The sequence below is a fragment of the Stagnihabitans lacustris genome, from assembly GCF_025950525.1.
Classification (GTDB): domain Bacteria; phylum Pseudomonadota; class Alphaproteobacteria; order Rhodobacterales; family Rhodobacteraceae; genus Stagnihabitans.
Map to the genome: position 1 here is coordinate 121,083 of NZ_JAPDGS010000008.1, position 9,862 is coordinate 130,944.

General features: G+C 65.2%; 11 protein-coding genes. 9 read left to right on the forward strand and 2 right to left on the reverse strand.

The features are described 5' to 3' along the window. The first annotated feature begins 54 nt into the window (after positions 1-54). The 3 genes from NX862_RS16635 to NX862_RS16645 are packed head-to-tail and all read left to right on the forward strand — an operon-like array spanning position 55 to position 2,556. A complete protein-coding gene (locus NX862_RS16635) occupies positions 55-1,074 on the forward strand; it encodes a LacI family DNA-binding transcriptional regulator (protein ID WP_264495065.1) in 1,020 nt (339 codons plus the stop codon). Next, on the forward strand, positions 1,071-1,208 hold the full coding sequence (locus tag NX862_RS16640; RefSeq protein WP_264495066.1) for a hypothetical protein: 138 nt from the start codon (positions 1,071-1,073) through the stop codon (positions 1,206-1,208). The genes NX862_RS16635 and NX862_RS16640 overlap by 4 nt, the downstream gene beginning before the upstream one ends. Then, positions 1,201-2,556, forward strand: a complete 1,356-nt coding sequence (locus NX862_RS16645) for an amidase (RefSeq protein WP_264495067.1) — start codon at positions 1,201-1,203, stop codon at positions 2,554-2,556. Before NX862_RS16640 ends, NX862_RS16645 begins: the two co-directional genes overlap by 8 nt. A gap of 80 nt (positions 2,557-2,636) precedes the next feature. Here the strand turns inward: NX862_RS16645 and hisD (NX862_RS16650) are convergent, their stop codons facing one another. Further along, positions 2,637-3,932: a histidinol dehydrogenase gene (gene hisD / locus NX862_RS16650; RefSeq protein WP_264495068.1), complete on the reverse strand. Its 1,296-nt coding sequence runs from the start codon at positions 3,930-3,932 to the stop codon at positions 2,637-2,639. A 258-nt stretch (positions 3,933-4,190) separates the two neighbouring features. Here hisD (NX862_RS16650) and hisD (NX862_RS16655) point away from each other — a divergent pair, with 258 nt between their 5' ends. The 5 genes from hisD (NX862_RS16655) to NX862_RS16675 are packed head-to-tail and all read left to right on the forward strand — an operon-like array spanning position 4,191 to position 8,699. After that, the gene (gene hisD, locus NX862_RS16655) at positions 4,191-5,501 is read left to right on the forward strand and encodes a histidinol dehydrogenase (RefSeq protein ID WP_264495069.1); all 1,311 of its coding nucleotides are present in this window, start codon (positions 4,191-4,193) and stop codon (positions 5,499-5,501) included. Between the two features lie 11 nt (positions 5,502-5,512). Next, positions 5,513-6,277, forward strand: a complete 765-nt coding sequence (locus NX862_RS16660; protein WP_264495077.1) for an SDR family NAD(P)-dependent oxidoreductase — start codon at positions 5,513-5,515, stop codon at positions 6,275-6,277. A gap of 24 nt (positions 6,278-6,301) precedes the next feature. Next, complete coding sequence (locus tag NX862_RS16665; protein ID WP_264495070.1) at positions 6,302-7,270, forward strand: cupin domain-containing protein; 969 nt, start codon at positions 6,302-6,304, stop codon at positions 7,268-7,270. Between the two features lie 29 nt (positions 7,271-7,299). After that, positions 7,300-7,932 carry an alpha/beta fold hydrolase gene (locus tag NX862_RS16670; RefSeq protein WP_264495071.1) on the forward strand — a complete coding sequence of 211 codons (633 nt, stop codon included), beginning with the start codon at positions 7,300-7,302 and terminating at the stop codon, positions 7,930-7,932. After that, complete coding sequence (locus NX862_RS16675; protein WP_264495072.1) at positions 7,926-8,699, forward strand: HpcH/HpaI aldolase family protein; 774 nt, start codon at positions 7,926-7,928, stop codon at positions 8,697-8,699. The genes NX862_RS16670 and NX862_RS16675 overlap by 7 nt, the downstream gene beginning before the upstream one ends. Here the strand turns inward: NX862_RS16675 and NX862_RS16680 are convergent. Next, positions 8,686-9,564, reverse strand: coding sequence for a hydrogen peroxide-inducible genes activator (locus NX862_RS16680; RefSeq protein WP_264495078.1), 879 nt, complete (start codon positions 9,562-9,564; stop codon positions 8,686-8,688). The genes NX862_RS16675 and NX862_RS16680 overlap by 14 nt on opposite strands. A gap of 90 nt (positions 9,565-9,654) precedes the next feature. On the opposite strand from NX862_RS16680, the gene NX862_RS16685 reads away from it, so the two are divergent. Next, a partial coding sequence (locus NX862_RS16685; protein ID WP_264495073.1) for a hypothetical protein occupies positions 9,655-9,862 on the forward strand: 208 nt, incomplete at its 3' end.

Consider the following 9,862-nt stretch of genomic DNA (forward strand, 5'->3'; position numbering starts at 1 on the left):
TCTTGCCTGACCTGTCGTTTCCGGCCAAGGCTAGTCCGATTGCGGGAGGGCAACTTGGCCAACGATAAAGTCACGTCACTGGAGGTCGCAGCCCTTGCGGGTGTCAGCCAATCCGCCGTCAGCCGGGTGTTCACGCCCGGGTCTTCGGTCAGCAAGAAGACCCAGGAAAAGGTCCTGGCCGCCGCAGCCCAGCTTGGGTATCGGCCAAACGTGCTGGCGCGGTCGCTGAAGTCGGGGAAAAGCCGGATCATCGGTCTGGTGGTCGCCTATCTGGAGAACTACTTTTACCCCGAGATGGTGGAGCGCCTGTCCGCCGATCTGCAAAAGGTCGGCTACCACGTGCTGATCTTTCTGGCGCCGGTGGCTTCGGCCAATGTCGATCAGATCGTGCGGGAGCTGATGGATTATCAGGTCGATGGCATCGTCCTGGCCTCGGTCGCGCTGTCCTCGGACCTTGCGGCGCGCTGCCAGTCGACGGGCCTGCCGGTCGTGCTGTTCAACCGCGCCCATGATGATCCGTCGCTGTCCTCGGTCACGACCGACAACTTCGAGGGCGGCCGCGCGGTCGCCGATTACCTGTGTTCGCTGGGCCATGAACGCATCGCCTATATCGCCGGTTTCGCAGGCGCCACGACGCAGCGCGACCGTGAGGCCGGGTTCCGTGCCGGGCTTGCGGCGGCGGGCCAGACGCTTTTCGCCCGCGCCGATGGCAATTTCGACCACAACGCCGCGCAATCGGCCGCCCGAGAGCTGTTCGCCACCTCACGTCGGCCGGATGCGGTCTTTGTCGGCAACGACCACATGGCCTTCGCCGTCATGGATGTGCTGCGCTTTGAACTGGGCCTGCGCATCCCCGAGGATGTCTCGGTCGTGGGCTTTGACGATGTGCCGCCCGCGCGTTGGCCGTCCTATAACCTGACCACTTATCGCCAGCACGCCGATCAGATGGTCGCCTCCACCGTCGAGTTGTTGATGACCGCGATCCAGACCGGCGAGGCCATCGCCACGCAAGTCGTCCTGCCCGGCGCGCTGACGATCCGCGGATCAACCCGCCGCCATGGGGTCCGCGCATGACCGATCTGCAAAAAGCCATCGAGGCCAAGGGCCTGCGCCTGTCGCCCAAGGCGATGGAGGCCGCATTGGCCGGTGCCCGCCACCTGCGCGCCGAGGTGGCCAAGATCACGGAATACCTTGCCAAAGATGACTGACCCCCAGACTGGCCCCAAGACTGATCCCTGTGACCTGACACTTCCCGAGGCCGCGCTTGCCCTGCGCCGGGGCCTGACCTCGGTTGCCCTGACCGAGGCGACCCTGGCCCGCATCGCCGCCAGTCCGCTGCAGGCCTTCACCCATATCGCCGCCGATGCCCTGACCCAGGCCAAGGCCGCCGATGCCCGCATCGCAGCCGGTGAGGCAAACCCTTTCTGCGGCATCCCGGTGGGCGTAAAGGACCTGATCGACGTCGCCGGTCAGCCCGCCACCTCGGGCTCGCGCGCGCTGGCGCATCGCATCGCCGAAACGGATGCCCCCACCGTCGCCCGCCTGCGCGCGGCGGGCTCCGTCCTGATCGGCAAGGTCGCCACCTACGAATTCGCCATGGTCGGCCCGGATTTCACCTTGGCCCATCCGCCCGCCCGCAACCCCTGGAACCCGGCCCATATCACCGGTGGCTCCTCTTCCGGCTCGGCCTCCGCCGTGGCGGGGGGGCTGGTGCGTGTGTCGCTGGGCACCGATACCGGCGGGTCAATCCGCGCGCCTGCCGCCTATTGCGGTTGCGTCGGGCTGAAGCCGTCTTACGGTCGCACCGCGCGGGCAGGGGCCTTCCCGCTCTCGCCCAGCCTGGACCATATCGGCCCGCTGGCCCGCACGGTCGAAGAGGCCGCGATGACGCTGGACCTGTTGTCGGACGCAGCCCCCGTGATGCCGACGCTGAACGACGGCATCCGCGGCCTGACCATCGGCTTTGCGCGCGCCTGGTTTGCGGATGACCCGCAGGCCCATCCCGAACTGGTCCGGCTGATGGACGAAGCCGCCTCGACCTTGTCGCTGTTGGGCGCCCGCATCCGGCTGATCGACCTGCCCGACTACCCCACGACCGAGGCCGCGGCCTCGGTGATCCTGCACGCCGAAGCGCTGGCCGAACATCAGGCCCTGATTGCGTCCTCTCAGGATCTTTACGGTCGCCCGACCCTGCAATGCCTGGCCTTCGGCGCCGTGTTGACCGATGACGACGTGGCACTGGCGCGCAAGGCGCAAGCCCGCCTGAAGACCGAGATGACCCGCGCGATGGAAGGCGTCGATCTGATCCTGACCGCCACGACCCTGACCCCGGCGCTGCCCTTTTCGGCCTTTGACGGCGAAAAGGCGGTCTGGACGCCGATGCGGACCATCGCCTTCAACCTGACCGGTCAACCCGCCATCTCGATCCCCTGCGGCTTTGCGGATGGCCTGCCCATGGGCCTGCAACTGATCGCCCGCAACGGCGCCGACGCCTTGGTCTGCCGCGCCGCCCAAGCCTATGAGCGCGCCACGGTCCATTCCCTGCTGCACCCATGACAAAAGGGCGCAACCGCCCTTTTCATCTTTTCAGAAATATCCCGCAGGGGGTCCGGGGGACGCGAAGTCCCCCGGGTGTGTCAACCGCGCACCTGCATCCGATCCAGTCGCAGCTGGGCCGCGCGGCGATGGCCTTCCAGCCCCTCGCTCGCCGCCTGCCGCGCCGCCGGAGGCGCCACCTGCTTGACGCCCTCTTCGGTCAGCCACTGATGCGTCGCGATCTTGACATAGGCGCCGACCCAAAGCCCGCCGGTATAGCGCCCCGCGGCCATGGTCGGCAGCGTGTGATTGGTGCCCGAGCATTTGTCGGAATAGACCACCGAGGCGAGTTCCCCGATGAACAAAGAGCCATAATTCGTCAGCTTGGCCGCCAGCCCATGCGGGTCGCTGGTGTGAACCTGCAGATGTTCGGCGGCGATGAAGTCGGAATAGGCGATCATCGCGGCCTCGTCCTCGCAGACCGCCACTTCGCCGTAATCGGCCCAAGCCGGCGCCGCGACATGGGCCGTCGAGAGGGTTGCCAGCTGCTTTTCCACCTCGGCCACCACCGCCTCGGCCAGGGCCTTGGAGGTCGTGATCAGACCCACCCGCGTGCGCACATCATGTTCCGCCTGGGCCAGCAGGTCGGTCGCCAACATTTCGGCGTCGCCGGTCTCATCCGCCAGCACATAGATCTCTGACGGGCCCGCCAGTTGGTCGATGCCGACGGGGCCAAAGACCTGCCGCTTGGCCTCGTTCACAAAGGCATTGCCGGGGCCCATGATCTTCATCACGGCCGGCACGGTTTCGGTGCCATAAGCCATGGCCGCAATCGCCTGAGCGCCGCCGATGCGGAAGATGCGGTCCGCGCCCGACAGGTGACAGCCCGCCACCATCGCCTCATGCGCATTGGGCGGCAGGCAGGCGATGACCTCCTTCACGCCCGCCACCTTGGCCGGAACGATGGTCATGATCGGCGCCGACAAAAGCGGAAAGCGCCCGCCCGGGACATAGCAGCCCACGCGCTCGATCGGGATGACGCGGTGGCCCATGAAAACGCCGGGCAGGGGTTCGACATCCAGCGGCAGGATCGTCGCCAGCTGCGCCTGCGCAAAGCGGCGGACATTGGTGATCGCGAATTCGGTATCCTTGCGGGTCTGCGGGTCCAGGTTGGCCACCGCGGCCTCACGCTGCGCCTGCGTCACCTCGAAAACCGTCAGATCGGATTTGTCGAACTCGGCGCCATAGCGCGCGACGGCCGCGTCGCCATGGGCCTTCACATCGGCCAGAACCTTGGCGACAAGGTCGGCCACGGGGCGGTTGTCGGCCTCGGCTGACCTTGTGGGGGCCTTGACCCAGGTCACTTTGGCCGCAGGATAGGCTTCACGATGCGTCATCTGATGTCTCCGTCACGCGGGGGATATTTGCCCTTTTCTAGGATACGTTGAATACGATTGCAAACAGCGAAACCCGCAGCCGCGTATTTTTCCGCCGTCCCTGTCGCAACGCCCCGGAAAAGCAGGGGAAAAGCTTGGGAATCTGGGCGCTCAAAACTTGCGCACAGAAATTTCCGCCCCGTCCTGCAATCGCCCCCTTGCCATTGCGCCCGGCTTTGGCCTATCCATATTGCAAACGTATTCAAACCTGAGGGCGACATGGCACCCACCTGGCTCAAGCGCGGCAAACCCGAGTCGGAACGGGCGGCGGACGATGCGGCGGTCCGCGTGACAGTCGAAACCGTGCTGGCCGATATCGCGGCGCGGGGCGACCAGGCGGTGCGCGACCTGTCGGTCAAGTTCGACCGCTATGACCCGCCCGCCTTCCGCCTGACGCCGTCCGAGATCGAGGCCGCGATCCAGAAGGTCGCCCCCCGCGACATGGAGGACATCCGCTTTGCCCAAGCGCAGATCCGCCGCTTTGCCGAAGCCCAACGCGCCAGCATGACCGATATCGAGGTCGAAACGCTGCCCGGCGTCTTCCTTGGCCATCGCAACATTCCGGTGCAATCGGTTGGCTGCTATGTGCCGGGCGGCAAGTTCCCGATGGTGGCAAGCGCGCATATGTCGGTGCTGACGGCCTCGGTTGCGGGTGTGCCGCGCATCATCGCCAGCGCCCCGCCGGTGCATGGCGCGCCGCATCCGGCCATCGTGGCCGCCATGGCCCTGGGTGGCGCGCATGAGATCTATGTGATGGGCGGGATGCAGGCCGTCGGCGCCATGGCCATCGGCACACAGACCATTCAGCCGGTGGATATGCTGGTCGGCCCCGGCAATGCCTATGTGGCCGAGGCGAAACGTCAGCTGTATGGCCGCGTCGGCATCGACCTGTTCGCAGGCCCGACCGAGACCATGGTGATCGCCGATGACACGGTCGATGCCGAGCTGTGCGCCACTGACCTTCTGGGTCAGGCGGAACATGGCTACAACTCTCCGGCCGTGCTGCTGACCAATTCGCGCAAGCTGGCCGAGGGCACTTTGGCCGAGATCGACCGCCTGCTGACGATCCTGCCGACCGCCGCCACCGCCGCGGTGTCGTGGCGCGATTACGGCGAGGTCATCCTTTGCACTTCCCATGACGAGATGCTGGCCGTCGCCAATGACATCGCCAGTGAACATGTCCAGGTGATGACCGACCGCGACGACTGGTATCTGGACAACATGCACAGCTATGGCGCGCTGTTCCTGGGGCCGCGGACCAATGTGGCGAACGGGGACAAGGTGATCGGCACCAACCATACCTTGCCCACGAAAAAGGCCGGGCGCTATACCGGCGGGCTTTGGGTCGGCAAGTTCCTGAAGACCCATTCCTATCAGCGCGTTACGACCGACGAGGCCGCCGCCCTGATCGGTCGCTATGGCAGTCGGCTGTGTATGCTTGAGGGGTTCGTGGGTCACGCCGAACAGTGCAACATTCGCGTGCGGCGCTATGGTGGACAAAATGTCCCCTATGGAGAAGCCGCCGAATGACTGACACGCGCATGACCCTGCCGCGCACCCCCTCTTTCCGGCTGGATGGCCGCCGGGCCTTGGTGGCGGGCGCCTCCTCTGGCATCGGCGCCGCCGCCGCTGTGGCCCTTGCCGAACAGGGCGCCGAGGTTTGGTTGGCCGCGCGCCGCCGGGATCAGCTTGAGGCCCTTGTGGCCCAGATGGCGGCCGAGGGGATGCGCGCCCACGCCCTGATCCTGGACATCGCCGATGTTCCGGCGACCGAAGCGACGCTTGCCGCCATGCCCGCCTTTGACGTCTTGGTGAATTCGGCCGGGACCGCGCGACATTCTCCGGCCATCGACACCACGCCAGAGGATTTCGACGCCGTCCAAGGCTTGAACTTCCGCGCCGCCTATTTCCTGACGCGCACCGTTGCGCGCAAGCTGATCGCCGAGGGCAAACCGGGGTCGCTGATCAACATCTCGTCCCAGATGGCCCATGTCGGCGGCATCGACCGCGCGGTCTATGCCGCCACCAAACACGCGGTCGAGGGGATGACCAAATCCATGGCGATCGAATGGGGCCCCCATTCCATCCGCGTGAACACCATCGCGCCGACCTTCATCCGCACCGAATTGACCGCCGTCACCTTCGCCAATCCTGAACGCGCCGCCTGGATCGCCAGCAAGATCAAACTGCCCCGCGTGGGTGAGGTTCAGGACCTGATGGGCGCCGTGGCTTTCCTCGCCTCGGATGCCGCCGCAATGATCACCGGAACCTCGCTTGTCGTCGATGGCGGCTGGACCGCCGACTGACCCAATCCCTGAAAGGCCCCTGAAATGACCCCTGCCCAGATGGAAGCCCGCATCGTCCGCTATGGCGAGCTGCGCCCCTGCAAGACCGCCTTCATCGACGCCCATACGCCGGGCTCGAACCAGAAGGAAAACTTCACGATCATCGGCGGCGGCGTCAGCGAGTCGCCCGATCAGCATGTCCATATCCGCGAGACGCCCGGGTTCAACATCGGGGCCGCGGGCCAGCCTCCGGGGTGCCGGAACAGCCTGCACACCCACCGGACGGCGGAAGTGTTCTTCGTCCTGAAGGGCCGCTGGCGGTTCTTTTGGGGTCGCTATGGCACGGCGGGCGAGTTCATCGCCGAGGAAGGCGATATCTTCAACATCCCGACCGGCATCTTCCGCGCCTTTGAAAACGTCGGCACCGATTACGGGATGATCATGGCCGTTTTGGGCGGCGACGATGCCGGCGGCGGCGTGGTCTGGGCGCCTCAGGTCATCACCGACGCCAAGGACTACGGCTTGATCCTGGGGAAGAACGGCAAGCTTTACGACACGAAAAAGGGCCAGTCCTTGCCCGAAGGCGTGCCGCCGATGCCCTTGCTGACGGATGAAGAGCTGAAGGCCTTCCCCGAGCCCACCACCGCCGAAGTGATCCCGAACCACGTCGCCCGCTACCACGATCTGATGGCGCTGTCGGATCGCCAGCCCGCCAAAGTGATCGGTGCCGAAGGCAAGCTCCGCGACCGCCCGGGCTTTGAGGTCGAGTTCCTGTCGCGCGGATCGCTGCCAGCGACCTCCTATACCTTGACCCAGCATGAGATCCTGATGCCGATGCGCGGCCATTGGCGTCTGTCCTGGTCCGAAGGCTCCACCGTGCTGAACCCCGGCGATACGGCCGCGATTCCCCCGGGCTTGGAACACAGCCTGACGCCCGCGATGACCGGCGAGGTCTCGCTTTACCGGGTGATGTCGACCGATGATCCGGCCGGTGCGACGGGGCGGCTTTTGTGAGCCTGCCGCTGGTCCTTTTGCCGGGGATGATGTGTGACCACCGGATGTGGGGCGTGATCCCGCTGACCGATGTGATCCACATGACCCCGACAGGGTCCAGCATGTCCGCGATGGCGGCTCAGGTCCTGGCTGCGGCTCCGCCAAGGTTCGCTTTGGCGGGGCTGTCGATGGGCGGGATACTGGCAATGGAGGTGCTGCGCCTTGCCCCCGAACGGGTCGAGCGGTTGGCGCTTTTTGACACCAACCCCCTGGCCGAGGCGCCCGAGGTTCAGGCCCGCCGCGCGTTACAGATCACCCGTTCGGTATCTGATCTTGGCGGTCTGATGACCGACACGCTGATCCCGAATTACTTCGCCAAACCCCAGCCCAAGGCCGAGGCTTTGTGCCTGCAAATGGCACTGGACCTTGGGCCGCGGGTTTTTGCTGAACAATCGCTCGCTTTGCGGGACAGGCGGGATCAACAGGCGACCTTGGCCGCCTATCCGGGCCCTGCGCTGGTGCTGATGGGAGAGCATGACCGCCTGTGCCCTCGTGACCGGCATGACCTGATGGCCCGCCTTTTGCCGCGGTCAAAGCTTGTGATCCTGCCCGGCGCCGGTCACATTCCGCCCCTGGAGACCCCCGGTCTTTTCACCAATGCATTGAAGGATTGGTTATGCTGAAAGCGCGTTTTGCCACGGGTGAAAAAGCCATCAACGGTTGGTGCGCCATCCCCTCGGCGGTGGTGGCCGAGATCGTCGGGCGGGCCGGGTTCGACATGGTGACGGTCGATCTGCAACACGGGTTGATCGACTATCCGATGGCGCTGTCGATGTGCCAAGTGCTGCAGGGCCTGCCCGCGCCGGTGCTGGCCCGCGTGCCCTGGAACGAGCCCGGGATCATCGCCAAGGTGTTGGATGCGGGCTTTTCGGGGCTGATCTGTCCGATGGTGAACACCGAGGCCGACGCGCGGGCTTTGGTGCAGGCCGCGCGCTATGCGCCCTTGGGCGGTCGCAGCTTTGGGCCGACGCGGGCGAACATGGTGCATGGCGCAGGCTATGTGAAGTCCGCCAATGACACGGTCCTTGTTCTGGCCATGGTTGAGACCCGCCAAGCGCTTGATAACCTTGACGCGATCCTTGGCGTTCAGGGCATCGACGGCGTTTATGTCGGCCCCTCTGACCTTGGGCTGTCGCTGGGCTATGAGCCGACGTTGGACCCCTCGGCGCCCGAGGTCCTTGCGGCCATCGCCGAGATCGGCGCCCGCGCCAAAGCCCGGGGCAAGGTCGCCGGTTGCCATTGCGGATCGGTGGACATGGTGCGCCGCGTGCAGGGCCTTGGCTTCGATTTCGGGTCACTCCTCACGGATGTTCGGATATTCGCCAATGCGCTGGCGACCCAGGTGGCGGGCTATCAGAACACCACTGCCCAGACCTCTAAAGGCTACTGAGCCGCACGACTTCCGCGATCTGCGCCAGTTGTCGGGCCAGCGGAGAGGCGCGGCGCCAGATCATCCCGATGGTCCTTTGCGGCTGCACGCTGAACCGCGCAATATTGACCCGGGCGGATCGGGTTTCGACCTCGACCGCCATTTCCGGGATCAGCGTCACGCCGATCCCGGACCCCACCATCTGCACCAAAGTCGACAGCGAGGACCCATCCAAAAGTTCGCGCGTGTTGCGCCCCATGCCGCAGAAACTCAGCGCCTGGTCACGGAAGCAATGGCCCTCCTCCAGCAGCAAAAGCCGCATCTCGCGCAGGGCCTCGGGGCTGGGAACCGGCAAGTCGCGGTCAGCCTCGGGGCGCACGAGGACAAAGCTTTCGGTGAAGAGCGGCACCTCGGTGAACGCGGGTTCGGAAACTGGCAAAGCCACGATGGCGGTGTCGATCCGGCCCTCCTCCATCTCGGCCATCAGGCGTGGCGTCACCGTCTCGCGGATGTGCAAATCCAAATCGGGATGACTGACCCCCAGCCGCGCCACGATCCGCGGCAGCAGATAGGGCGCGACGGTCGGGATCACCCCCAGCCGCAATCGCCCCACCAACGACTCCCGCGCGGCCCGGGCAAGGTCGGACAGCTCATCAACCTGCCGCAGGATTTCGCGCGCCTTGGGCAAGAAGTCTTCCCCAAAGGACGTCAGCCGCATCTGACGGCCACGCTCGAACAAAGGCGCGCCCAAACCCTCTTCCAACTCTTTGATTTGCATCGACAAAGCCGGTTGCGATATCGCCGCCACCTCGGCCGCGCGACCGAAATGGCCATGCCGCGCCAGAACGTCGAAATAGCGCAGCTGTTTCAGGGTCAGGTTCATCAGGAAAACTTATCGCATCTATCAGTAAATACAAGTTCAACTAATCATAAGCCCCTGTTAGAACCATTCCAAACTGATTCACAGGAGATCCCGATGGATACCGCCGGCAAGTGCCCCGTTCACGGTCACAACGCAAAGAATGAGACGCGGGGCAACCGCAATTGGTGGCCCAATCAGCTGAACCTGGGCATCCTGCACCAGCATGGCGCCGCGCAAAACCCGCTGGGCGATTTCGACTATGCCGAGGCTTTCGGCAAGCTGGATTATGCCGGGCTGAAGGCTGACCTGACCGCGCTGATGA